The organism is Deltaproteobacteria bacterium (genome assembly GCA_020848905.1).
In the GTDB taxonomy this organism is placed as follows: Bacteria; Myxococcota_A; Polyangia.
The window spans coordinates 71,433-96,306 of sequence record JADLHG010000069.1; the positions used below are offsets into that span (position 1 = coordinate 71,433).

At 70.7% G+C, this 24,874-nt stretch carries 20 protein-coding genes; 8 read left to right on the forward strand and 12 right to left on the reverse strand.

The window, feature by feature from the left end; all coding sequences use genetic code 11:
* Nucleotides 1–140 precede the first annotated feature (140 nt).
* From IT371_29155 to thrC, 11 genes are all read right to left on the reverse strand, one after another.
* On the reverse strand, nucleotides 141–1,232 hold the full coding sequence (locus tag IT371_29155) for an NAD(P)-dependent oxidoreductase (protein MCC6751756.1): 1,092 nt from the start codon (nucleotides 1,230–1,232) through the stop codon (nucleotides 141–143).
* An 11-nt stretch (nucleotides 1,233–1,243) separates the two neighbouring features.
* On the reverse strand, nucleotides 1,244–2,857 hold the full coding sequence (locus IT371_29160) for a B12-binding domain-containing radical SAM protein (protein MCC6751757.1): 1,614 nt from the start codon (nucleotides 2,855–2,857) through the stop codon (nucleotides 1,244–1,246).
* Between the two features lie 8 nt (nucleotides 2,858–2,865).
* Complete coding sequence (locus IT371_29165; GenBank protein ID MCC6751758.1) at nucleotides 2,866–4,068, reverse strand: glycosyltransferase; 1,203 nt, start codon at nucleotides 4,066–4,068, stop codon at nucleotides 2,866–2,868.
* A 10-nt stretch (nucleotides 4,069–4,078) separates the two neighbouring features.
* A complete protein-coding gene (locus IT371_29170) occupies nucleotides 4,079–5,224 on the reverse strand; it encodes a glycosyltransferase family 4 protein (protein MCC6751759.1) in 1,146 nt (381 codons plus the stop codon).
* Nucleotides 5,221–6,474: a glycosyltransferase gene (locus tag IT371_29175; GenBank protein ID MCC6751760.1), complete on the reverse strand. Its 1,254-nt coding sequence runs from the start codon at nucleotides 6,472–6,474 to the stop codon at nucleotides 5,221–5,223. The genes IT371_29170 and IT371_29175 overlap by 4 nt, the downstream gene beginning before the upstream one ends.
* A complete protein-coding gene (locus IT371_29180; protein MCC6751761.1) occupies nucleotides 6,462–7,457 on the reverse strand; it encodes a class I SAM-dependent methyltransferase in 996 nt (331 codons plus the stop codon). The genes IT371_29175 and IT371_29180 overlap by 13 nt, the downstream gene beginning before the upstream one ends.
* Entirely contained in the window at nucleotides 7,450–8,895 is a 1,446-nt protein-coding gene (locus IT371_29185) for a hypothetical protein (protein ID MCC6751762.1), read from the reverse strand. The genes IT371_29180 and IT371_29185 overlap by 8 nt, the downstream gene beginning before the upstream one ends.
* Before the next feature lie 367 nt (nucleotides 8,896–9,262).
* Nucleotides 9,263–10,024, reverse strand: a complete 762-nt coding sequence (locus IT371_29190) for a YdcF family protein (protein MCC6751763.1) — start codon at nucleotides 10,022–10,024, stop codon at nucleotides 9,263–9,265.
* An 18-nt stretch (nucleotides 10,025–10,042) separates the two neighbouring features.
* A complete protein-coding gene (locus tag IT371_29195; protein ID MCC6751764.1) occupies nucleotides 10,043–11,284 on the reverse strand; it encodes a glycosyltransferase family 4 protein in 1,242 nt (413 codons plus the stop codon).
* 22 nt (nucleotides 11,285–11,306) lie between these two features.
* Nucleotides 11,307–11,996, reverse strand: a complete 690-nt coding sequence (locus IT371_29200; protein ID MCC6751765.1) for a sugar transferase — start codon at nucleotides 11,994–11,996, stop codon at nucleotides 11,307–11,309.
* A 136-nt stretch (nucleotides 11,997–12,132) separates the two neighbouring features.
* Entirely contained in the window at nucleotides 12,133–13,431 is a 1,299-nt protein-coding gene (thrC, locus tag IT371_29205; protein ID MCC6751766.1) for a threonine synthase, read from the reverse strand.
* A gap of 254 nt (nucleotides 13,432–13,685) precedes the next feature.
* Between thrC and IT371_29210 the strand changes: the two genes are divergently transcribed.
* From IT371_29210 to IT371_29225, 4 genes are read left to right on the forward strand one after another with little or no spacing between them, the layout of a single operon-like run.
* A complete protein-coding gene (locus IT371_29210; GenBank protein ID MCC6751767.1) occupies nucleotides 13,686–14,081 on the forward strand; it encodes a hypothetical protein in 396 nt (131 codons plus the stop codon).
* Nucleotides 14,082–14,136: 55 nt separating this feature from the next.
* Nucleotides 14,137–15,840, forward strand: a complete 1,704-nt coding sequence (locus IT371_29215) for a serine/threonine protein kinase (protein MCC6751768.1) — start codon at nucleotides 14,137–14,139, stop codon at nucleotides 15,838–15,840.
* 34 nt (nucleotides 15,841–15,874) lie between these two features.
* Nucleotides 15,875–16,657, forward strand: a complete 783-nt coding sequence (locus IT371_29220) for a hypothetical protein (GenBank protein MCC6751769.1) — start codon at nucleotides 15,875–15,877, stop codon at nucleotides 16,655–16,657.
* Entirely contained in the window at nucleotides 16,654–18,012 is a 1,359-nt protein-coding gene (locus tag IT371_29225; GenBank protein MCC6751770.1) for a sigma 54-dependent Fis family transcriptional regulator, read from the forward strand. The genes IT371_29220 and IT371_29225 overlap by 4 nt, the downstream gene beginning before the upstream one ends.
* A gap of 17 nt (nucleotides 18,013–18,029) precedes the next feature.
* Here IT371_29225 and IT371_29230 read toward each other — a convergent pair whose 3' ends face one another.
* Nucleotides 18,030–19,484 carry a hypothetical protein gene (locus IT371_29230; protein MCC6751771.1) on the reverse strand — a complete coding sequence of 485 codons (1,455 nt, stop codon included), beginning with the start codon at nucleotides 19,482–19,484 and terminating at the stop codon, nucleotides 18,030–18,032.
* Between the two features lie 268 nt (nucleotides 19,485–19,752).
* Between IT371_29230 and IT371_29235 the strand changes: the two genes are divergently transcribed.
* From IT371_29235 to IT371_29250, 4 genes are read left to right on the forward strand one after another with little or no spacing between them, the layout of a single operon-like run.
* The gene (locus IT371_29235) at nucleotides 19,753–20,346 is read left to right on the forward strand and encodes a hypothetical protein (protein ID MCC6751772.1); all 594 of its coding nucleotides are present in this window, start codon (nucleotides 19,753–19,755) and stop codon (nucleotides 20,344–20,346) included.
* 54 nt (nucleotides 20,347–20,400) lie between these two features.
* Nucleotides 20,401–21,222, forward strand: a complete 822-nt coding sequence (locus tag IT371_29240; protein ID MCC6751773.1) for a hypothetical protein — start codon at nucleotides 20,401–20,403, stop codon at nucleotides 21,220–21,222.
* 31 nt (nucleotides 21,223–21,253) lie between these two features.
* Complete coding sequence (locus IT371_29245; GenBank protein ID MCC6751774.1) at nucleotides 21,254–24,124, forward strand: MMPL family transporter; 2,871 nt, start codon at nucleotides 21,254–21,256, stop codon at nucleotides 24,122–24,124.
* Nucleotides 24,121–24,870, forward strand: a complete 750-nt coding sequence (locus tag IT371_29250; GenBank protein MCC6751775.1) for an outer membrane lipoprotein-sorting protein — start codon at nucleotides 24,121–24,123, stop codon at nucleotides 24,868–24,870. Before IT371_29245 ends, IT371_29250 begins: the two co-directional genes overlap by 4 nt.
* Nucleotides 24,871–24,874: the final 4 nt, after the last annotated feature.

The window sequence follows — 24,874 nt, forward strand, 5'->3', positions numbered from 1 at the left end:
CGGCCACGGCGATGGGACGTCTTCATTGCGCGGGCTCGACCTGGCGCTAAGCGAGCCCTGCATTGAGGGGCACCCTCTTCCTAAGCCCCATTTCGCTCGCGTGGGCAGCTATGCGGGGGAACGCTGCAGTCACGCACGGTCTACGGCCGAGGGCCAAGCCAGGCGCTGCCGGACGCGAAGCCGAGACTCTGAGACGCGAGCGGTTCGTCTCCGGCGGGAGGCAGGCGCGGCCTCCACCAGGCCGTGGTCGTGGCGTCGTCGCGCAGCCAGGCCAAAGTCCTCTGGACACCCGATTCGAGGTCGAGGGGCGGCGCGCCGCAGAGGCTGGCGATCGGCGCGTAGTCGACGCCATGAGCCAGGGTCAGATTGCCCAAGCGTGTGCTGTCGAAGGGGATCCTTCGCAAGCCCAGCCCCCCGAGTGTGTCGCCCGCGCGGGCCGCGAGACGCGCGAGCGGTAGGGGGAGCGTGCGGATCGGTGGTGCGCCCATGGCGGTCTGGAAGCAGGAGGCCCAAAGGCTCAGGGGCACCGACGGGTAGTCACCGAGGAAGAAGGTTCGGCGGTGAACAGCCGGGTGCGGCGCAGCTAGCAGGCAGGCGAGCTGGTGGACCGTGTTCTCGACGTACCCGAGCGGTTTGAGCAACGGCGGACCGCCCAGGTGCACGTAGAGGCCGCGCCGCAGCAGGCGCAGGAAGTGCACGTAGTGCTCGGCCATGCGCGGCCCCCAAATGGTGACAGGCCGTACGATCAACCAGGTCTTGCCCGCGCCGTCGCGGCGACGCCAGAGCTGCTCTGCGGCGACCTTGCTCTCGCCGTAGGCGGTGGTGGCATGAAACGCGAGGTCGCTCGGCGGCACGGCGGCCCTATCCCAGACGCGAATCGTGGAGGCGAGGACCGCGCGCTCGATCGCTGGGAGCTTGGCGAGCACGTCGAGCACGGTCTCGACGCCACGGTCGTTGGCGGCGTAGTCGGCGACCGACGGCGCACCTTTGCCCGCCGCGACGTCGGTCCGGGCGGCGAGGTGCACGAGCGCGTCGGCCTCGAACTCCTGCAGGGCGCGTCCAAGCGAGGTCTTGGCAAGCACGTCGCATGGCGCGAAGCGCGCACCCGGGGGTAGTTCGGCGCGCGGCGGGCGCAGGTCGAGCGCGAGGACCGTGAGCCCTCGCCGGGCGAGCTCGTCCACGAGGTGGCTACCGACAAAGCCCGAGCTCCCCGTCACGGCGACACGTTGCACGGTAACCTCCTTCATGCGCGCCATTTGAGGTCTCGCTGCGCGAAGGGGGCGCGGGTCGCGGCGGTCGCCACGCCGATCGTCCGTCGCGCGAGGGCGGCAAGGGGGCCTCGCGCTGCGCCGAGCAGAAAGCGCCGTGCGAGGTAACCGCGTTGCTCGAGGTTCAGCAAGAAGTAGCGTGGGTGCGTGAGGCCGAGACGGCTCCGCGTCCGCAGGTTGAGGCGGGCGAGCGTACGATCGATCTCCGCCGTCAGCTCGGGGTAGCGTGCCGGAGGGATGCCCTTCGCGAGTCGCAACGATGCGTTGTGGTGGTGGAGCTGGTGCAGCGGAGCCGTCGGCAGCTCACCGGCCCGTCGCAGCTCTTCGTGGAGCTCGGTGCCGGGGTACGGAATGAAATAGGAGTGTACGCTCCCCACCTCGCCGTTCGCGTCCACACGATGCACCATCTCGAGCGTTTGTCGGAAGTCGTCCTCGGTCTCCCAGGGGAAACCGAACATGAAGAACGCATTGAGCAGGAGTCCCTCGGACTTGATGAGCCTGGCGGCCTCGAGCATCTCTTCCCGGGTCGTGCCCTTCTTGACCCGCGCGATGGTGCGGGGGCTGCCGGACTCGATCCCCAGCGTGATCGATCGGCAGCCGGCCCGCTTCATGGCGCGGAGCAGCTCCGAGGTGACGAGGTTCGCGCGGGTCTCGCAGCGCCAGACGACGTCGAGGCGTGCGCGACGCAGGCGCTCGAGGAGCTCGGCCGTGCGGTGCCGGTCGAGTGCGAAGGTGTCATCGTCGAAGACGACGAGGCGTACGCCGAAGCGAGCGCGGAGCTCGCGGAGCTGCTCGACCACGTATTCCGGGCCGTGGAAGCGGGGCTTGCGGGTCCAGAGCTTGTTCGAATCGCAATAGGTGCAGCGGTAGGGGCAGCCTCGGCTGGCGAAGAGCCGTCCATACGCGGCGGGGGGTAGCCGGTCAGTGGGGCTGAGCGGGAGGTAAAGGTGCTTTGCGGGGAAGGGGAGCCGATCCAGGTCGGGCAGAAGCGCGGGCGCCGTGCGGTCAGTCGACGGACCGTCGCTCCGGCGCGAGAGACCGGGAATACCCTCGAGCCTGCCGTGGCCGCAGAGCGCAGCTAGAAGGGCCACGAAGCTGACCTCGCCCTCGCCGCGAATGACGTAGTCCACGGTCGCCCCCTCGCTGAAGGCGAGCTCCGGCTTGACCGTGACGCCGATGCCTCCCATGACGATCACCGCGCGTGGATTCACTCGCTTCGCCAGTCGCGCGAGCTCGTGAGCTGCGGCGAACTGCGAGATCATCACCGAGATGCCGAAGACGTCGAACGCCTGCGTGCGCAAGAAGGCCTCGAGCTTCTGCCAGGCGAAGAAGGAGGGGTCGAAGAGGTTCTTCTCGTACTGCGCGGGGTCGATGGCATCGCGTGAAGCACCAAAGGCGGGGAAGGCGAGGCTGTCGGGGTTGATGAACCGCACGGGATAGCCGGCAGCGTCGACGGAGGCTGCCAGTGTGGCGAGCCCCGACGGCACGTAGGGGAAGCTGCGCCCGAAGAAGACCTCGAAGGGGCTCGTCGAGAGGAGGACCCGCGGGCGACGAGGTAGGGTGGCGAGAGCCGGCGAGAGGGGGCGCATGGGAGCTCCTACGGCGGTGAGGCCTGGTTCGCGAGGTCCGCGGGCTGGCGCGAGGTGAGCGTTGTCGCGGGCACGCGATGCTCTACCGGCGTCCGAGGGCGCGCCGGGGGACGCCACCATTGTGAGAGCAAGCGTGCAACGATTCCCTCGTGCTCTTCCAGTGTGCGTTCGAGCCCGTAACGCGTCACCACGCGTTCCCGCGCCCGATGCGCAGCCGAGCGAGCGGCCTCCGGGTGCGCCAGGATCCACCGGGCGTAACGAGCGAGCACTGGCACGTTCCCCACGGGCACCATGAAGCCGCAGCCGTCGCGCAAGAGCTCGTGCGTGCCGCGAATCCTCGTGGCGAGGACCGGGACGTGCATCGCCATGGCTTCGAGCACTGCGCGTGGCAGTCCCTCCTGAGTCGAGCAGGAGACGAGAAGGGCGCTCCGCTCGAGCGCGGGCCGCACGTCCTCCTGATACCCCAAGAAGCGCAGCCGTCCCGCGAGCCCCAGGCGCGCGGCCATCCGCTCGAGGCGCGGGCGCAGGGGCCCATCGCCGAGCACCTGGAACTCCACATCGGGAAGACCTGGCGCGAGCAGTGCCGCGAGGCGTAGGAAGTCGGCGGGGCGCTTGCGAGGGATGAGCTCGGCGATCATCGTCACGCATCGCGCATCGCCGTCGGCAGTAGCGGCGAAGTGGTTCGTGTCCACGCCGATGCCGTGCATGCGACAGAGCCGCTCGCGCGCGACGATGCGGTGGTCCACGGCGGCCCTCGCGTCCTCCTCGTTGATCACGATGACGGCGTCGCTCCGCTGAGCGGCGAGCCGTTCGAGGATTGCGTAGGTCCAGTTGGCGAGGTGCGTGCCCTGAGGGTGAAAATGAAAGCCGTGGGCGGTATAGAGCATGCGCGTCCGCGCCGGACGTGGCGCCAGCCGCGCGAGAAAGCTGGCGGTGGGAGTGTGACAGTGCACGAGGTGATAGTGCTCCTCGCGAAGCAGCGCGGCGAGCGCCCGGAGAGCGCGTAGGTTGTTGAGCTTGAGCGGCGAGCGCGTGAAGGGGAGGTCGTGCAGGGCGTCCAGCTCGCGTGCGAGAGAGCTGCCATGCCGCGTCAGGCAGGTCGCCGCCTCCACGCGAAACCCGCGCTGCCTGAGGTCCCGCACGTAGGGCAGGAGGAAGCTGACGAGTGTCGTATCTACGGTCGTGACGAAGAGGACTTTGGGCGGCGTCATGGGTCTTTCGTCATCCTCGGGCGGTGGAGACCTGTCGAAGCAGGCTCACGATACGGTCCGCAACGGACTTCCAGGTGAAAGCGCTGGCCCAGCGTCGCCCGTTGTCTGCGCGGCGCGCGAGCTGCGCGTCGTCGTCGAAGGCGCTGGCGATGGCTGCGGTCCAGGCGTCGACCTCCGTCGGCGGTGCATACACCGCAGATGGGCCTCCGACTTCGCGGAGTACCGGGATGTCGCTCAGGATGGTCGGCAGGCCCGCTGCCTGCGCCTCGAGGGCGGGAAGGCCGAGACCCTCGTCGAGCGTGGGGAAGGCGAAGAGATCCGCTAGGCCGTGGAGGGCGACGGCTTCGTTGGCCGGGAGGAACCCGGTGAAGTGGATGCGCGAGCGCACCTCGTCGGACAGCGGGGCGAGCAGGCGCTGCTCGGCCCGGGGCTCGCGCGGCCCGGGAATCACGAGGTGTGTCTGCCTCCGCAGCGCCCGAGGTAGGCGGGCGAAGGCTCGAACGAGCGTAGTGACATTCTTGCGCGGATTGGTTCCACCCGAGCCAAGGAGGAGGCGGTCCGACGCGGGAAGGCCGAGCCGCTGCCGGAGCGCCTGGGCGGTCTCCGGTGGCGGGGGGCGAAAGAAGCTCGGGTCCACCCCCGAGAGGGTGGCGGCGCAGGGGAGCTGTCGCGGCACTTCGAAGCGGGTGAGAAGCTCCTCGCGCACGGTTTCCGTCAGAGTAGCCACTGCGCAGGTATTCAACAGCGACGACTGGAATCGCAAATGGTAGGAAAGAAGCTGAGCCCGGCTGTAGCCCTGGGGGGCTCGCAGCCAGCAGAAGTCCACCACCGTGAAGGCCGCGGGTCGTGGAGGCGCGAGCGGCAGGTAGATGGTCGGGCTGTACGAGACGTCGATGCCGGCGCGTCGCTCGTAGGCGGGAAGGCCGTAGAGTTCCACCCAGAGGCGGCCGGGGAGGGTGCGCGCCTCGGGGATCTCCACGTACTTGCAGCGGTCCCATTGAGGTAGCGGCAGTGCGTCGCGAAGGCCCGGGCGCAGGAAGACGACCCATTCATCGTCGCCGTCGAGGTCGCGCAGGCCCTGGAGGGTGCCGAGCATCTGGGTGCGCATGCCCGTCGACCGCGGCACGAGCAGCAGGGCGTTGAATGAGTACCTCATGGTCTCGCGCCTCCGGGGATCGTCGCGCGGTTCATCGCGGCGCGGCGTTTCGCCAGGGCTGCTAGGTAGAGCCCCTCCATCCCCTCGGCAAATCGGCGCCAGGTGTAGGTGGTGGCCGCCAGGTCGTGGGCGGCAACGGCGAGCAGCCGTCGCTCAACAGGGTTGTGGAGAAGCTCGAGGACCGCCGCGGCGAAGGTGGCGGGGGTGTCCGCGACACGCAGGTGCCGGCCGGGTCGAGCGGCGATGCCCTCCGCACCGACAGAGGTGGTGACGAGGGGTACGCCTTCGGCCAACGCTTCGAGGGCGCGCGTCTTCAGACCGGCGCCGGAGAGGAGGGGACAGACGCAGAGCAAGGTGCGTCTGAGCTCCGTTCCGAGATCCTCGACGTAGCCGACGAGCTTCACGCCGACCGTGCGAGCGGCGAGATGCGCGAGCTTCGCGGGCGGCGCGTGACCGAGGAGACGGAGCTCGAGCTGGGGCTCCGCGGCGCGCACCCGCGGCCAGACCTTGCCCAGGAACCAGCTGATCCCGTCCAGGGTGTAGGGATTGCTGAGCTGCCCCGCGAGGGAGATCGCGTGGTCGGGGGCGCGCTCGGCTTCGTCGGGAATGTGCGGGGGCACACGCACGCCAATCGGCACGACGGCCACGTCGGCTCCGGGGCTCAGGCTCTCGAGGAACCGTGCTTCGGGAGCCGAGACGACGTGACACTTCGTGAACCGTGGGTACTCGCGCAGTTCGAGCCAGGCGAACTTGGAGGCCTGTGCGAGGTAGTAGGCGCGGCGGCCGAGGTTCGGCGCGCGACGGGCGCCGCTCAGGAGGAGCCGCGTGAAGGAGTCGCTGGGCGAGATCACGGTGGCCTCCGAACCGGTCAAGCAGCTCCTGAGCTCGCTCATGTTGATGTCGAGGTGGACGAGATCCATCGGGGTGCGGCGCACGAGCTCGCGGAGCTCATCGCGCGCGGCCGCGACGCGGTATTTGCGCAAGGTGTGCGGTCGTACTCCGAGCGCGGCGTGCGCGATCGCCGGAGCGCGCCACGGGTCACGGGTCCAGGGCGTGATCCGCGCGCTGCTGCAGCCGTGGTCGAGGGCCCAGGTGACGGCCTCTGCCGCCCGTGACTCCTCGGGTGCACAGAAGCTACGCAGGTGAATCTCGTGGCGCTGGGCGAGTCCCGCGATGAGGTGCGCCACCTTCAGCCGGGTGGCGTTCGCGTGTGGGAAGGGCGGCTCAGGCGATGCGATCACGAGGCGCATGGGGGTCTCCACATCACGGGCTTGCGCAGCACGACGAAGTGGATTTGCACCACGAGGTCGTCGGGATCGCGCGCGGGGTGGCGCCGGCAGAGCTCCCGCACGCCCTCCGGGAAGGCGCGCCGAAAGGCGAGCGCTTCGGAGGAGAGTCCAAGGCGGAGCTCGAGCATCTCGAGACCGAGCTCCTCGTAGAGCGCGAGGTAGCCACGCGTGTCGATCCGGCTGAAGAGATCCAGGGCGACGTAGCGCGGCCCCGTCTGTGCGTCCTCCTCAGGCCGGAGGTGTGCTTGCACGTAGCGGGCGTATTCTGGGGCCGTGGCTGCGAGGTGCTGATAGCCGTAGGCCAGGCCGCCGCGGCCCGAGAAGTGGTCCCCGCCGAAACAGCTCCACAGCGGCCCGTACGCGGCGTAGATGTGACCTCCCGGGCGGAGCACGCGGCAAGCCTCGAGGAGCACGCCGCGCAGGTCGCGGCAGTGCTCGAAGACCGAGTCGCTGACGACGCCATCGACGCTCTCCGCGGCGAGCGGCAGCGCGCCGAGGTCGGCTTGGGCAAAGGAGACCTCGGGGGTGACGATGGGCCAATTTGCGAGCCAGCCCTGGATTTCTCCCCACGAGGTGCGGAACGAGACGCCGTCGACGCCGATCAGGCTTCGAGGTCCGAGCCAGAGCCACGTGAGGAGGTCCCACCCGCTCCCGGTGCCGAGCACAAGCAACCGCTTGCCGCGCGGCTGCAGGTAGCGCGCGGCCCAGGTTCGTCGGGCTTCGAGCGGAAAGCCGCGCTGCGTGTAGACGCGACCGAGCCGGGGGAGCGCGAGGGTGCGCGCCGAGAGGAAGCGTCGCGCGTGGACATCGAGGAGGGGCGCGCCGACGGCGTAGGCTAGCCGCTTGTAGAGCGGCGAGTGCCAGCGCACGAGCTCGGAGCTCCAGTGACGCGTGGCGGAGGAGAGATCCATGCCCGCGTCCTCGTTGCGACGTGGATCATCCATGACTGCGGGGCGCCTCCTCGAGCTTGCCTGGCCAAGGCGCTCCCTGGGCTCGATGACGCGCGGGACTGCCCCGGAGCCAGGTGCGAAGCACGAGCTCGGGGATCACCACCGAAGCGAAGAGCGTCAACGGCCAGAGGATCCACCGGTCGAGCACTCCGTCTGGGGCCACGTGGGCCAGCCAGAAGAGGGACATCGCCTGCCCGACGGGAAGCGTGGTGAAGCGAAAGCGCCCGATGGCCGCCCAGGCGACCCAGACCGAGAAGACGAAGAGGGCCATGCCAAGGATGACCAGCGGCTCACCGCCTACGAGGTAGAACCAGCCGGGCAGCGAAGCGGCCGAGTTGTGTGGTGCATCGCGAGGGAAGCCGAGGACCTCGACGGTGAGCACGCGCGTGGGTTCGGCGCCGTGGAGGAAGACGTTGTGCAGTCCGATGGGCTCGGGCTTGACCCAAACGAGGATCATCAGAGAGTAGATGTTTCCGATACGCCGAATCATGTTCTCGAGACCGTTGAGGAGGGTGTTGCTCATCGTGTCCTCGCGCCCTTCACCGAGCGCGTCAAAGCCGTGGGAAAGCGCGAAGCCGACGCCTTCGCCGGGAAAGTCGGCGCGAGCGACCCGATAGGCGGTGAAGAACGGCCAAAGGAGGCCGGAGATGAGCACGAAGCCCAGGACGGGCAGCAGCCGACGGGCGTGCAGCCGGCGCGAGGTCAGATCGAGGATGAAGAGGAGAGTGATGAAGGAGAGCAGGGTGCCGCGGCTGGCGCGGAGGAGCGCCGTCGCCGCGCCGTGGACGATCATCGCGATGCGGCCGAGCGTGCCGCGCGATTTGGCCCCCGCCTCTTCGCTCAGCCAGATGGCCGTGAGGAGCAGGGCCGGAAGGACGAAGGCGTGCAGGTAGTGCAGGAGCCCCGAGAGATGGAAGGGCAAATAGACGCTCTCGCGGCCCGCTACGGAGACGCCAAAAACGTGCATGGTGAGCCCCGTGAAAACGGCGCCAGGGGGGACGACGAAGAGCAACACCCGGGCGAGGCTCGCGCGCTCCCGGTGCGGCGGCGGGGTCTTTGGTAGCGGCGCGTCACCGCAGCGCGGTGGGAAGAGAAAGAGTGCCGCCGGGACCGCGATCGCGAAGGCCAAGAAGGAAAGGCCGAGCAAGCGGTAGACCTCCAGGAGCACGGCCTGATTTCTCGCTGCTCGCTCCGTGTCCCAATGGATCTCGACGCTGATAGTCTCCGGGACGAGGGCGGACCAGTAGAACTGCACGTAGTAGCCGACGACGAAGAGGCCAAGGAGCGCGACCAGTGGCAGGCATTGCCGTGGCCAGTGGCGCACGTGCAGGACGATGCTCCCGGCGCTCATCGCCGCCAGGAGCATCCAGAAGAGGTAGTCGAAGGCGTGGTCGCGGAAGAGATGCTCTGTGAGAAGGTAGCCCCCGAACATCGTCGCGGGAGCCAGCCAGAGCCAAGGGCTCGTGGGGCGCGAGGCGATGCCGGTCGAGGCACGGCCACGCGCGCTGCGCGAGGAGGTGCGGGACGCTGACGCGGACGGGCGGGGTGCCGGGCCGCTGGCCGAGGAGATGTCGGTAGGCACCGGACTTCTCACGAGCACCAGCACCGTGGCGGCGCCGAGGCTCCGGCGCCAGTTCCGTCGACTCGTACTACGAGGTTGCCAGGGGCCACCGCCGGCGAGGACCCCGTGGAGGAGCCTGCGCCCGGCGGACGACCCCCGGAAGCTAGACGATAGGTGTCCGCGCTGTCAACAGCCGTTCAAAGAAAATACGAAGGGGGAAGGGGCAATTCCTCCGGTCTCAGAACGAGAGATAGCCAGCCAGCCAGTAGGTCACGAGGCCCACGTACTCGCGCAGCGCAGCCTCGCTGTTCCCGAGGTCGTGCTCGTTCGGCAGGAGGCTCTTGACGCGGAGCGAGCTGTGGCGCACGTCGACGGGCCACGCGATGGGCTCGACGCCAGCGCGGCGGAAGCAGCCCATGGCGCGGGGCATGTGCGAGGCGGAGGTGACGAGCAGGAAGGGGCGGTCGCTCGGGAGGAGGAGCCGCACGGCGTTTTCGGCGTTCTCGTGGGTATTTCTCGAGCGTCGCTCGAGGACAAGGCGCTCCTTCTCGAGGCCGAGATCGAGGGCCAGCCGGCCGAGGAGCTCGGACTCGCGGTAGCTGTCTCCGATGATCTGGCTCGAGCCGCCGACGAGAAGGATCCGTGCCCGGGGGTACCGCCGGGCTAGGCGGAGTGTCTCGACGAAGCGATCGGCGGGGTCGCTGAGGTCGTACGACCCCGCGCGGGGCTCGGCCATCCCTGTGAGCATGACGATCGCGCCTGGAGGCGTCGGCAGGGTCGCGGGAGGGGCGTAGCGGTTCTCTAGGGGGATGAGCAGCAGGTGGCTAGCCAGGCCGGTGGAAAAGAAGAGCAGCTGGGCAATGGCGCCGATGGCCAGCCACCGCTGCAGGCGCGGCCGACGCCGGAGGAGGCGGAGCACGCCGGAAATGGCGAGGAGCACCGAGCACAGGCTCATCGGCGAGACGAGCAGCCCGGCGGTCTTGGAGAGGACGAAGAACACGGGGAGGCCGGGCGGCGCCTAGGAGGGCACGGTCAGACGCGCGAGCACGTCGAGGTAACGGCGGGCGAGCGAGTCGCGCGTGGCGTTGGCCAGCACCCAGCGGCGGCCGTTCTCACCGAGGCGCGCGCGCTCCTCGGGATGGTCGGCGAGCTGCCGGATGGCCTCGGCGATGGCGTCGGGGTTTTCGGGCTCGGCGAAGAGACCGGCCTGCGCCTCGTCGCAGACCAGCCGGCGGGCGATTCCGTCGATGGCGAGCAGGCTCGGTCGCTCGCAGGCCATGTAGTCGAAGACCTTGTTCGGATAGACGGTGCGGAAGGTCGGGTTGTTCTGCAGCACGGCGGCGCCGATGTCGCAGGCGTTGACGAAGTCGGCCATGCGCTGCTTGGGCTGCGGCCCGTAGAAGACGAGGTTCGTCACGCCGCGACGCCGCGTCTCGGCCTCGAGCTCCTTGCGCTCGGGACCGTCGCCCACGCAGGCGAGGAGGATGTCGGGCCGGTTCGCGAGGCGCTCGGCGGTGTCGATGAGCTGGCCGAGGGCGTTCGCCCGCCCGTGGGCCCCGGCGTACATCACGACGGTGCGGTCCCCCCAGCCGAGGGAGCGGCGCACCTCGTTGTCGCGCGGCCGCGGCTGGAACAGCTCGATGTCCGCGCCGTTCGTGACCTGGCAGAGCTTGTCGCGCGGGGCGAGCCCGCGCTCGACGATATTGTCCGCGAAGGCCGGCGTGAGCACGTTCACCGCGTCGGCGCTCGCGCAGGCGAAGCGTTCGAGCAGCGAGAGGATCTTGGTGATCGGGGAGCTCGCGCTGAGCACGCCCGTGGTCACGGCGCTCTCGGGCCAGAGGTCGCGCACCTCGAAGACCCAGGGGACGGGGCGGAGGTGCAGGTGTGCGGCCATCCAGCCCGGGATCACGGTGATCAGCGGAGGCGAGGTGGCAATGACCACGTCGTGCTTGCCGGCCAGCAGCGCGGCGGTGGAGGCCGAGAGGGTGAAGCCGAAGAAGGCCCACATGCGCCCGAGGGTGCCCTTCGAGTAGCTGCCGGGCACGTGCGCGCGCAGGACGGTGGTCGCGCCGTCCTGCTCCTTGGTGACCCAGCGTCCGCGGTAGGCCTCGGGGGTCTCGCCCGTGGCGTAGTTCAGCGTCCCGGCGACGACGGTGACCTCGTGGCCGGCCTCCTGCCAGAGGCGTGCGAACTCGTTGAAGCGCGAGCCGCCGGGGGCGCCGGGAGAAAGGTAGTGCTGGTGGACGACGAGGATCTTCATGAGGGGTGGGTTCGCACGCCGATCAGTTGGGGAGCGGCCGCAGCTGGGGGCGCGGGTTCGCGGGGCGCACCGGGTCGGCCGGCGGAGGGCTCGGCTGCCCCTGGAACTCGGGCATGGTCGCGTGGCCCTCCTGGCTCACCCCGTCGCCGCGCAGCACCTTCCAGACCGTGAGGGCCAGGATCTTCAGGTCGAGGCCGAGGGACCAGTGGTCCACGTACCAGAGGTCGTGGGCGAAGCGCTCGTCCCAGGTGGTCGCGTTCCGGCCGTTCACCTGCGCCCAGCCGGTGATCCCGGGGAGCACGTCGTGGCGGCGGGCCTGCTCGGCGCTGTAGCGGTCGAGGTAGCTCACGAGCAGCGGGCGCGGGCCGACGAGGCTCATCTCCCCCTTGAGCACGTTCAGGAGCTGGGGGAGCTCGTCGAGACTCGTGCGGCGCACGAAGCGGCCGACGCTCGTGAGACGCTCGGCATCGGGCAGCGCCCGTCCGTCGGGGCCCATGGCCTCGCGCATCGTGCGGAACTTGTACGCGAGGAAGATCTCGCCGGCCCGGCCCGGCCGGCGCTGGCGGAAGAGCACGGGGCTCCCCATGCTCAGGCGGATCGCGGCGGCCACGCCGAGCATCACCGGGGCGGTGACGCCGAGCGCGGTGCCGGCGAGCGCCACGTCCACCGCGCGCTTGGCGGCGAGGGCCCATCCCTGCTGAGCAGTCTTCATGCGTCGATCCATTAATAGGGTGCGCGAGGCGCTTCAAACGTTCGCGGCGTCTAGGTCAGGGCCCGGCTCAGGTCCCGGCGAAAATAGCGGCCGCGCCCTCGCCCGTCAATTCGTGGTGGCTTGAGGCGGCGTGCCTTCAGCGGAGCGCCGCTCGCACGGCCTCGAGGGTGGCGGGTAGACGGTGGGGAGCGTTTCGAGGCGCTGCGCCCAGGGCCCCGGTGAAGTAGGGGAGGGTGGTGCTGGAGAACTTGCTGCCGTGGGCGGTGGCGATCACCACCACCGAGGCGCTCGCGGGGATGACCCCCTCCCGGCGGAGCCGGCGCGCGCCAGCCAGCGCCACGCCCGAGTTGGGGCAGACGTGCACTCCCGCGGCTCCCGCGGCGACCACGGCCTCGAGCGCCTCGTCGTCGGTGACCTCGGTGACGACTCCGTCGAGGCGCTGCACGACGTCGCGCGCCTTGTCGTAGGAGACGGGATCTCCGATGCGGATCGCGGAGGCGATGGTGGGCGCGGCCGTCAGGCGCACGCGGTCGCGGAAGCCCTGGGCGTAGGCGCGGAAGAAGGGGTCGGCGGCCTGCGCCTGGGCGCCGGCGAGGCGAGGGAGCCGGTCGATGAGGCCGAGGGCGTGAAGCTCGAGCAGGCCCTTGCCGAGGGCGCTGAGGTTCCCCGCGTTGCCCACGGGGATGACGAACCAGTCGGGCACCTGCCAGTCGAGCTGGTGCAGGGTCTCGAAGCCGATCGTTTTCTGCCCCTCGATGCGGAAGGGGTTCATCGAGTTCAGCAGGTAGATCGACCCGTCGGCGGTGAGCTGCTTCACGAGGGCCATGCAGCCGTCGAAATCCGTGTCGAGCGCCAGCACGCGGGCGCCGTAGGCGATGGGTTGCGCGAGCTGCTCGACGCTGACCTTCTCGTGCGGCAGGAGCACGATTCCGGGGAGCTCGGCGGCCGCCGCGTAGGCCGCGAGCGCGGCGGAGGTATCTCCCGTGGATGCGCAGGCCAGGCGCCGGGCGCCGACGTGCCGCGCCCACGACACGCCGGAGGTCATGCCCCGGTCCTTGAAGGAGAGGGTCGGGTTCTCGCCCTCGTGCTTCAGGTAGACGGTGCTCGCGCCGACGAAGCGCTCGAGGGCCGCGCGCCGGTAGAGCGGCGTGTGGCCTTCGGGGAGCGTGACGATGGCCTCCCGTGGCAAGTCGGGGAGCACGAGCTCGTGGTAGCGCCACACCCCCGACGCGTAGGGGGGCCGGAGCTCGCCGAGCCGCGCGGCGAAGCGGGCCTTCAGGTCCGGGTGCCGCCGCTTCAGCGCGGCCAGATCGTGCTCTACGACCAGCAGGTCGCCGCAGCCGGGGCAGGCGAACTGGGCCGTGTCGACGGGGGCCTCGCGGTGACAGGCGATGCAGGCCAGGCGCGAGAGGCGGGGGGGCTCGGGGATCGACATGGACGCAGCCTACCCGCAGGGACTGTCGGAGTCGACCGCGTGACGCAAGGCGTCGAGCTGTTGCGTCGGGCGAGACGACCGCCGGGGGACCTCTCTCCAGGGACACGAAACGGGGGCGTGTGGGAGGGCGGGCTCGGGGGCCGAAACGGGGGATTCTGCGCACATGCGGACCCGGTGTCGGGCCGCGTCAGCCGACGCGTCCGCGGCATGGCGGTTGCTCTATCCCTTCGCAACCGAGGCGAGGGAGGATGCACATGACGCCCACGACGCTGACGCAGCCCCGAGACGTGACGGTTTGCGCGAGGCTCCGCTCCGGAGAGCGTCGGGCTCAAGCGGCGCGTGACCTGGGCGCGGAGGTGCGCTGGACGCTCGAGTGCGTGCGCCGGCACCGGCAGCGCGGCGGCTTGCCGGCCGTCGGACTGGCGATGATCGAGAAGCTGCTCGCGGAGCGCGGAGCGCTACTGGCCGCCGAGGAGCTCGAGGCGCTCGAGGCGGAGTTGACGAGCTATCGGTCGGGGACGAAGGGCGCCGAGCCCGCGGCGCGCGTGCGCGGCGGCGACGAGACCGTCATCGACTTCGACCCGCCGGCCCGGATCGCCGGACCGCTGCGGCCGGTGCGTGCGATGGAGCTTCCGCTCCGAGCGTTCTAGCGCCAGTTCAAGCTCGCGCGCGACGGGGAGCGCGAGGACCTGTAAACTACGGGCAATGGACCCTGCCTCTCGGCTCCCACCGCCGGACGTGCCGGAGTGGCTCGGACGCTATGAGGTGCTCAAGTACCTCGCGTCCGGGGGCATGGCCGACCTCTTCCTCGGTCGCGTGAGCGGACTCGAGGGCTTCGAGAAGATCGTCGTCCTCAAGCGCATCCGCTCCGAGCTGGCCGCCGACCTCCGGGTAGTGCGCCTCTTCCTCAACGAGGCGCGGCTCGCGGCCAAGCTCGACCATTCGAACATCGTCCAGGTCTACGACGTCGGGGAGGAGCAGGGGCAGTACTACTACGCGATGGAGTTCGTGCCGGGCCTGGACCTGCGCGCGATCGTCAAGCGCCACGCGCGCCCGTTTCCTCTCGATGTCACGCTGGCCATCGGCGTCGGGCTCTGCGCGGGCCTGCACTACGCGCACGAGCGGGTGGACCGGGACGGGACGCCGCTGCGCCTGGTGCACTGCGACGTCTCGCCGTCCAACGTGCTCGTCAGCTACGACGGCGCGGTGAAGATCACCGACTTCGGCATCGCCCGCGCGCTGCGGGATTCGCCGGAGACGCGCCAGAGCGCGCTCTGCGGCAAGTTCGGCTACATGTCGCCGGAGCAGTGCCTCGGGCGCCCCCTCGACCAGCGCAGCGACGTCTTCGCCCTCGGGATCCTGCTCGCCGAGCTATCCACCGGGCGGCGGCTCTTCGAGGGACCGAGCGACTACGAATCGATGAAGCTGGTGGTCGAGGACCCGCTGCCGTATCCACCGCTGCACCCCACCGAGGAGCAACAGGCCCTCGTGCCGATCGTCCGGCGCGCCCTCGAGCGGAACCGTGACCGGCGCTACGCCTCGGCGCAGGAGCTGGAGCGCGACCTCGAGGCGCTCGCGCAGGCGAGGCGCCTCTCTCCGACCTCGCTCACGCTGCGGAGCTTCGTCGAGGCCGAATTTCCCGAGGAGGTCGAGAGCTATAGGTCCGCCAGCCCCGACGGGGACGACCTGGATCGGCACTGGGCGCAGACGAGCACGCTCGATCTGCCGCTCCAGGAGGTGCTCTCGCTGGGGCAATCGAAGGCCGTCTCGCCGCAGAGCGCGGCGTCGTCTCCCCGGCGGCCGTCGGGCCCCCTGACTCCCGTCGCGCGCGTGCCGCTTCCGGTCTCGCCCGCGGACTCGTCGCCGGCAGGCTCGTCGCCCGGAGACGCGTCGCTCGAGGACCCGGACTTCTCCACGGCGAGCGAGAACTCGGAGGAGCTGAGCTGGTCGCCGTGGCCTCCTCGGCGGAAACCGCTGGCGCTGCTCGTGGCGCTCGGGGTAGGGGCTGCGGGCCTGATCGGGCTCGGGACCTTCGGCCTCTTGCGGCTACGGGCGAACGCGCCGGTCGCGAGCGGGACGTGGCGAGGAGAGGCGGTCGCCGACCTGCGAAGCGTGGGCGCTTCGCACGATGCGGCCGGGGTGACGCCGGACGCGGGCGGGGTGACGCCGGACGCGCGCGCGGCGATGCCGGACGCCGGCCAGGTGGCTCCGGACGCCGGTGTTGCGGACGCGCGGGGGGCCGCGTCTCCTGCGGCGGCGGAGGCCGGGGTCGCACCGGAGGCGCACGTGAAGCGCCGTCCTCCGCGGGGACGGCCGAACCGGGGCCTACCGCGGGGCGCCGCGCGCAAGCGTGGGCCCTCGCCCGCCAAGAAGCCCTCCTGGGATTTGGAGTCGGTGGCGCCACCGTAGTACCCTCGACACTCGATCATCTCGTGAGCTGTCGATGCGCCGCTTCTGGTTGCCGCTCCTGGCACTGCTCCTCGCGCACCCGCTCGTTGCGCACGGCGCCGTTTCGCCCAAGCGCGCCGCGGCCGCGCGTGCAGAAGCCAGCGCGCTCTGGGCCGCTGGACAGCGCCACTACGCGGCAGGCGAACTCGCCGAGGCGGTGCAGAGCTTCCGGAGGGGTTTCGCCCTCGACGGCCGGCCGGAGTTCCTCTACGCGATGGGGCAGGCCGAGCGAAAGCGTGGCAACTGCGACCGCGCGATCGTGCACTTCAAGGACTACCTGCGGCTGGCGCGGAAGGCCTCGCAGCGGGCCGCCGCGCGGCTGCAGATTCAACGCTGCGAGGCGCTGGTCCCGCCCGAACCGCCGACTCCGCCGACGCCCGCGAAACCTCCGACTCCTCCGGTGGCCGAGCCGCCGTCGCTCGTCAGCTCGCGCCCGGCGGTGCTCGCGAGTGCGCCATCCCCCGCGGTGGACCCGGCTCCGAGCCCTCGGCCGCCGCGAGACGACGACGTTCGGCCTACCGCGCGGCGCCGATGGTACAGGGACCTGTGGGGCGGACTGCTCCTCGGACTGGGCGTGGGGGCGCTCGGCGGTGGCGGCGCGCTGGTGGGTGTGGGGAGCGCCGCGGTGGATCCCCTGGCGTACCCGACCTACGGCGCGTACGACGAGGCGCTCTCGTCCCGGAGAGCGCTGCGCACCGCCGGGGTCGTCTCGCTCGCCGTGGGGGGCGCGCTCGTCGTGGGCAGCGTGATCCGGTACGTCGTGGCGGGTCGACGATGAAGCGCGAGCGTCAGCCGCCTCCGGAGGACCCGGGAGAACGCATCGGCGCGGAGGGCCTGACGGAGCGCGCGACCGACCGACCCCGCGCGCTCGAGGTGCGACGCTTTCGCCTGGTGGTGACGCAGGGACCCGACGCGGGCGTGGCGCGCCACTCGGAGGGGGCGGCGATGGTCGTGGGGACGCACCCGTCGGCAGACGTGGTGCTGAGCGATCGAACGGTGTCGCGCTTCCACTGCGAGCTGCGCCTCGAGAACGGGCAGCCCGTGCTCACTGACCTGGGTAGTCGCAACGGGACGCGCCTCAGCGGGCTCCGGGTCTTTCGCGCGCCGCCCGAGGACGGGGCGGTGATTCAGGTCGGGCGTACCGAGCTGCGCTTCGAGCTCGCGCAGGACAAGGTGCAGGTGCCGGCCTCGGACCGCACCTCTTTCGGGCGATTGCGGGGTCAGTCCCTGGCCATGCGCGCGCTCTTTTTGCGCCTCGAACGCGCGGCGGCGACCGATTCCACGGTGCTCGTCGAGGGGGAGACGGGGACGGGCAAGGAGCTCACGGCCGAGGCCATTCACCTCGAGAGCGCCCGGCGCCATGGCCCGTTCGTGGTGCTCGACTGCGGCGCGCTGCCGCCGCAGCTCCTGGCCAGCGAGCTCATGGGGCACGAACGCGGCGCCTTCACCGGGGCCGACGCGGCCCGACAAGGTGCGCTCGTGGCGGCCGACGGGGGGACGCTGTTTCTCGACGAGATCGGGGAGCTCGACCGCGAGCTACAGCCTCACCTCCTGCGCGCGCTCGAGCGCCGTGAGGTCAAGCCGGTCGGCGCGACCCGCTACTTCCCGGTGGACGTGCGGATCGTGGCCGCCACCAACCGCGACCTGCGGGCGGAGGTCAACGCGGGGCGCTTTCGCTCGGACCTGTACTACCGTCTGGCGGTGATCCAGGTGCACCTGCCGCCGCTTCGCGAGCGGACCGACGATCTTCCGCTGCTCGTGGAGGACATCCTCGCGCAGCTCGGAGTCACCGACCTCGACGCGTACCCGTACCTGCGCTCGTCGGCCTTCCTGAACCGGCTCTCGCGCGCTCCGTGGCCGGGCAACGTGCGCGAGCTGCGCAACTACGTGGAGCAGTGCCTCGTCCTCGAGGGCCACGCGGCTCCCATCGCGGAGCGCCCGCTACCGGGGGACGCGGCGCGCCTCGACCAGCCGCTCTCGTCGGCTCGCGAGGCGTGGGTGGCCGAGTTCGAGCGCCGCTACCTCGAAGGGCAGCTCCGAGCGCACGGGGGAAACGCCTCGGCCGCCGCGCGCGCTGCCGGAGTGGATCGCTCGCACTTCTATCGACTGCTCTGGCGCCACGGGTTGAAGTAGGGGGTCTTGCCGAGCCCCTACAGCGGGGGTCGCTCCTCGAGCGGCGAGACGGTCACGGCCGGCTGGGGCGAGGCCACCACCGCGCGCTCGGCGGCGATCCATTGCGCGGACTTCGCACCAGGACCCAGGCGCAGCTCGTCGATCCGCCCGTTGAACGACGCACCGCCGGTGGCGGTCATTCCCAGCGTGAGGAGGCCCGTCACGCCGGCGCTGAGTCGCGCGCCGGGAAGTGACGCCGAATACGCGGCGACCGCGTTCGCGTAGCCGTACAGGTTCGTGCCGTCGAAGGTGAGCGCGAGGTGCGTCCAGCGCTGCCGCTCCACGGGGAGCTGCACGAACTCGGTTCTGGTGCTCGTGCGCAGGTCGACCTGGAAGATGAGCAGCCCGGGGCTGTCGCCCGTTCGGCGGATGAGGCGCCCGGCGCGGAGGCTCTCCCACTGCTCGAGGACGAGCGGCTCTCCTGCGGTCCGCACCGCCTCGTCCGACGGGTAGTCCGCGTAGAGCCAGAAGGAGAGGGTGAAGCTCGTCGCGCTGGCGAGGACACTCTGGACGCCCGTGAGCTCGACGGTGTCCGCCGCCGCGTCGAAGCCCGCGGCGGAGGCGGCGGGACCGGGCAGCTCGGTGAGGGGGCCGCGGCCCAGCGCGGTGTAGCCGCCGGGGGCGCTGTTTGTGAGCACGCTCGCGGCGGCGTCCGAGAGGTGCAGCACCGCGCGGTAGTCGGGCCATACCTCCGGCGGAGGGGGCGGCCCGGGGGGCGGCCCAGACCCCGTGTATCCGAAGTAGAGGTAGAAGGTGTTCATGACCCCGGCCTCGAGCCGCGGCACCTTGACCCAGGCGAACAAGGTCCCCTGCTCCTTGACCCAGCGCTCCACCTCGTGCGCGTAGACGGTCCTCTGGTCTGGTCCGACGAAGCGGAGCCCCGCAGGCGTGGCGAGGTGCGCCTTCAGATCGGGGTCGGCCGGCAGGGCCACGAGCACGGGAAAATCCATCAGCGTCGATTTCGAGACGCCGCGCGCGACGTACACGGTCTTCCGGTAGCGATAGGTCTTGTCCCACCAGGGCGCGGGGGCTCCGTCCTGAGCTGCGTGCTCGCCCGCCGAGCCGTCGCGAACCGCCCCATCGAGACGGGCTCCGTCTCCGAACGAGGCGTCCACCACGAGCGGCGTGGTGCAGGCGCTCGACAGGTCGGCCGGGCCGTGCGCGCCGTAGCGGCGCCCGCTCGGGCAGCCGGGGTCCGGAAAGCTGCAATAGCCCGTGGGCTCGCAGGTGCCCGTCCCCCCGGACCCCTCGCACTGCCGGGTGGCGCTGCAGGTGAAAGGCGAGGGGGCGCGAGTACAGCCCTGCAGGCTGGCGGCGCCGCCGAGCGCGCACAGCAGGGCCACGACCGCGCGTCGACGGGTCGGTTTCCTCCCGGCCGACGGCTCGGAGGGCCTCGGCTCCCCGAGGGCGGGATCGTACAGCGCAGCTTTCATGCCAGTGACACGACCGACGCCCGACCGTCAGGCTCTTTCGACCATACTACTCCGCGCGCGGGGGCTCCAGGTTCTCGCCCCATCGATCGAAGGCGGCTTTGCCCACGGCCGTGTGCTGGCCACTCGGGTCAGGGGATGGTCTCCGGCGGCTGCGCGGGCCGCCGTCAACCGCGCGGAATCTCGACCGGGTGGCCGTGCGCCGGCGTCGCGCGGCCTGGCCTCGCTCTTGCTGTGTTGCCGGGCGGTGGCCGCTCGGGAGAAACCGCTCATGAAGACCTTCACGTTGTTTGGAATGCTCGTGCTCGGCTGGGTCGCGACCGCGGGTTCCGCCGGGGCCACTCCGTCGCGCGCCGCGCAGCAGGCCGCGAGCTGGCTCGCCGGGACGGAGCTCGACCGCCTCGAGATCAAGGTGAGTCAGACGAAGGAGAACGTCTATCGCATGGAGGTTCGCCGCGGCAACAGCTGGCGGGAGTTCGACGTCAGCCGCGGGCACGACGGCGGCGAGGTCCACGTGAAGAACGTGAACGACGAGGCCGACTGGGCGCAGGTCTGGCTGCGGCAGAGCGGCGCCGTGCGCTGGGTCTTCAACGGCTGGGGCCTTCCCACCTCGCGCGAGAAGCTCACCGGCCCCGAGCTCGCGCTGGCGCGGGTGCTGCGGCAGCTCGCGGCGCCCGGCACCGACGGAGCGCGCGTGGTGCTGAGCCGCGCGTCGGCCGACGGGGGCGCGGCGTCGCCCATCTCGGTCGCGCTCTTCAAAGGGGACCGCGTGACGCGCTGGCAGTTCCCCGCCGCCGGGAGCCGACCCCTCGGGCGGGCCACGCGTACCCGGCACGCCGAATCCTCGGCGCGGCCCCGGAAGTAGCCGCGGCGGGCATTACTTGAGCTAGGCCAGGCTTTTCCCTACAGTAAGCAGAGTTTGTCCGCCTCGAACCCCATCCGGGGAGCTCCGTCCGGTCGCGCGGGGATCGCCCTGTTCGCTCTGGCCGTCGCGTCGTGCTGCCCGCCCGTCGTGCCGCACCACATTCCGCAGGCGAGGCACTTCGTAGGTCTTCCCGACGAGCCGGAGGCCTTGGTGCGTCTCGCGGACCAGATTCTCGCGCCGCGCCCCCGGGACCCCGTGGCGATCGATCGCGCCGTCGCCGCGCTGCAGAAGTCGCTCCTCTACTACCCGGAGCTCTTCGAGGTGTACTGGCGGCTCGCGCGCGCGCACTTCCTCCTCGCCGACTGCCTGGAGAATCGGCGCGCCGTGATGAGCCAGGCGGCCGAGGGGCTGGACTACGCCCAGCAGGCCGCGCGGCTGCGCTCGCTGCGCGTCGAAGGGCACTACTACGAGGCGCTCAACCTGGCGAAGATGGCCGAGGCGTCGCAGAAGCGGGCTCTCATCAAGCCGCTCGTCGATGCCGGACATCGCGCGCGCGATCTCGACGAGCGCTACGATCAAGGTGGCCCGCTCGTCTTGCTCGGCAAGGTCTATCTGACGGCGCCGGCCTGGCCCGTCAGCGTGGGCAACACGGAGAAGGCTGTGGAGCTCCTCGAGCGGGCGGTGACGATCTCGCCCCGTTCCCTCACGCGCATCTTCCTCGGGCAGGCGTACTTTCACGACGAGCAGTACGACAAGGCCGAGGCCGAGCTGCGGCGGGCGCTGCGCCACGCGCGCGGGGGTGAGCTCGAGGCGCGCTGGCGCAAGGAGGCCGAGGAGTATCTGCGCCGCATCAAGGACGAAAGAGATGGGACGTGATCTCGCGTCGCTCTGGGATTAGAACTCACCCGTGATCGATCGCTTAGCACGCTTCTTCGCGCGACGGCGCGTGGCCTGGGTCACCGTGGTCGTGGTGCTCGGTGTGGCCGGCGTCTGCGCCTGGCTCTCCTCGCGCGTCGTGCGGGAGGACGATCTTCTCGCCTTCCTCTCCCAGCGCGACCCGGACATCCAGCGCTTCCGCGAGCTCGGCAAGCGCTTCGGCGGACTCGACGTGGCGCTCGTGGGCGTCGAATCGCCGGAGGTCTTCTCCACGCCGTTCCTGACCCGCCTCAAGGCGGCCACGCGCGAGGTGAAGGAGACGGCCGGAGTCGACCACGCCCTGAGCCTGGCCAACGTGGTGGACTTCGTGCCCGACCCGGTGAAGGGGGGCATCGTCACGAGCGAGCTCCTCGGCGAGGTCCCCGCCACTCCCGAGGCGCTCGCCGCCTTTCGTCGGCGCGTGATGGTGGCGGACTACCTCGTCGGCAACGTGATCTCTCCCCGAGGCGACGCGGTGCTCATCTACTGCTTTCTCCGCCCGGGGGTGGACCAGCGGCGGGTCGCGGAGCAGATCCGCGAGCGCGTCACGCGCGTCTTCTCGACCGAACGCAAGTACTGGGGCGGGACCCCGTTCATCCACAGCTACATCTACGACCTGATCCAGAAGGACCTCCGGCGGCTCATGCCCTGGGCCGTGGCTGCGATGCTCCTCGTCTCGATGCTGGCCTTCCGCGACTGGCTCGGGACCTTGATCACCATCTTCTCCGCCGCGTTCGGCGTGATCTTCGCCCTCGGGCTCATGGTGGCCTTCGACGTGAAGCTGAACCTCGTGCTCAGCTCGATGCCGGTGATCCTCTTCGCCGTGGGAAGCGCCTACGGCGTGCACGTGCTCGGGAGCTACTATCGCTACGCGCAGCACCAGGCCCCCGAGGACGCCGTGCAGAGCGCCATGCGCGCGGTTGGCGTCCCGGTGATTACCGCGGGGCTCACCACGGTCCTCGGTATCCTCTCGTTCCTCTCGATGGACCTGCGGCCGATGCGCGCCTTCGGGCTCTTCACGGCCCTCGGCGTCACGGCGTCGCTGCTCCTCGCGCTGACCTTCGTGCCGGCGGTGCTCGTGCTCGCGCGACCGAAGAAGAGGCGCGACCCGAGCACCTCCTTCGGGCAGCGCACTCTCGAGCGAATCACCCTCGTCTGCGGCCGCCAGCGCGGGCTCGTCGCGGGCGGGGTGCTCCTCTTCGCCGCCCTCGGCGGGTACCTTGTCTCCCGCGTCAACACGCACGTCGAGATCTCGTACCTCTTCAACCCGGGGAGCTCGCCCGACCAGGCCGAACAGTTCCTCCGTCGCCACTTCGGCGGGTCGCAGTTCCTCCAGGTGGAGCTCTCGGGCGACATGACGAACCCGTGGGTCCTGCGCGAGCTCCAGTGGCTCGGCGACCGGCTCGTGCTGCGTTCCGACGTGTCGCAGGTCATGCACATCGGGGACGCCATGGCGCGCGGCAACGAGGCGATGGATAGCCAGCGCCGCCTGCCGCTCGACCGGAACAAGCTCCAGCTCCTGACGGCGCTCATCGGAGCGGACCCCGCGCTGGCGCAGCTCGTGACGGCCGACCGGCGTCGGGCCCTGCTCCAGGTGAAGCTGAGCGGCTACCGCGCCGAGAAGCTCGAGCAGGTGCTCTCCGACTACGAGCGCACCATCCCGGCCCTCCTTCCGGCCGCCTATGCGGTCGAATCGGTGACCGGGCCGCGCGGAGGCGAGGCCCGCGAGCGACGGCGCCTCATGGTGCGCGATCGGCTGCTCGCCGTGCTGAAGGGGGCGGGCGTCCCGCTCTCGCCGGTCCAGGAAGAGCAGCTCCTCGCCGTGCTCCCACCGCGCGAGGTGAAGCTCTCCCCCGAGAGCGTGCTGCCGGCCCTGGTCGCCTTCCTCCGCTCCGAGGAGTGCGCGGTGCCGCTCCCCCCCGCCTCGGGGAGCGACGACGCCGCGCGGGACGTGGCCCAGGCTGCGGCGACGCTCGGGCCTGCGCCGTCTCGCGAGGCGCTCGTGCGAGCGCTTCGCCGCGTCCTCGAGCCGCTCTCGCTGGCCCAGCAGGCCGAGGACCTGGCCCTGTCGCTCGAGACGCCCCTCGCCGAGCAGTGGCGCGGGGCGCGCGCGAAGGCGCAGGTGGACGCCTTCCTGCGGCTCCTCGACGCCGGGCTTCCGTCGGGCCCGGAGGGGCCGCTGGCGCGCGAGCACCTGGCTGCCGCGCTCCTCGATTTCGAGGCTCCGCAGGTGCTGCTGCCGGCGCGAGGCGCGGCTGCCGGAACGCTCCAGGTCGCCGTCTCGGGGGTGCCGGTGCTCCACCGCAGCATGTCTCGCAGCGCCGTTCGCAATCAGCTCATGAGCCTCGGTTCGGCGTTGGCCCTCGTGGTCGTGCTCATGACGCTCATGTTCCGCTCGGTGAGCACCGGGCTCCTGCTCAGCGTCCCCACCCTCGTGACCCTGATCGCGATCTACGGCGGCATGGGGCTGTTCGGCATCCACCTCGACATCGGCACGGCGATGCTGGCGTCTCTCACGCTGGGCCAGGGGGTGGACTACGCGGTGCACCTGCTCGGCGCCTGGAAGGCGCGCGAGGACGAGCCGATGAGCGCCGCGGCCAGCCGCGCGGTCCGCCACGCGGGGCCCTCGATCATCGCCAACGCGCTGATGGTAGGCGCCGGCTTCGGCGTCTTGACCCTGGGCGAGGCCGTGCCGGTCAGAAACCTGGGCGGCCTCACGGCGGCGGCGATGCTCGTGGCGGCCGTGGCCACCTTCCTCACCATTCCCGCGCTGGCGCGCCGTTCGCGCTACGAGCTCGGCGCGCGCGAGCGGCGCCTGGCGCGGTTGCCGGATGCAGACCTTGCCCCCCTGGAGGACAGATGACCGGACGATGGCCTGCGTGGCCCCTTGCGTGTGCGCTCTCGCTCACGGCGACCTCCGTGTTCGCCGATGCGAAGGGCGAGAGCTGGCTGAAGAAGCTGGACCAGGCGCTCAGTCGCCCCAGAGACCAGGAGATGCTGACGGAGATGGTGATCCAGGCCCCGGCGGGTGAGCCCCGGCGCATCGGCATCCGCGTGCACGTGCGCGGGGGCAGGCGGCACATGGAACTGCTCTATCCGGGGGACGTGAAGGGGACGAAGATCCTCTCCCTCTCGCGCACGCAGATGTACGTCTACCTGCCGGCCTACAAGAAGATCCGCCGCATCGCGACGCACGTGCGCGACCAGTCGCTCTTCGGCGCCGACTACAACTACGACGACATGTCCACGCCGACCTACGGGGACCTCTACCACGCCGAGTTCCTCGGCGAGACGAAGACGCAGGTGCGCCTGCGGGCCACGCTGCGGGCCGGGCAGATCTCCCCCTACGGGAAGATCGAGTTCACGCTGCGCAAGTCCGACGCCTACCCCGAGGAGCTGAAGTACTTCAACGCGCGGGGGACCCACATCAAGACCGAGGTGCGACGCGACTACCAGTGCCAGCAAGCCATGTGCGTGCCCCGGTACATGAAGATGGTGGATCACAGCCGATCGAACCACTGGACCGAGTGCCTGCAGAAGGATTGGAAGCTCAACACGAGCTTCGGCGAGGACGTCTTCAGTCTGCGGGCGCTGCAGCGCAGCGAATGAGAAC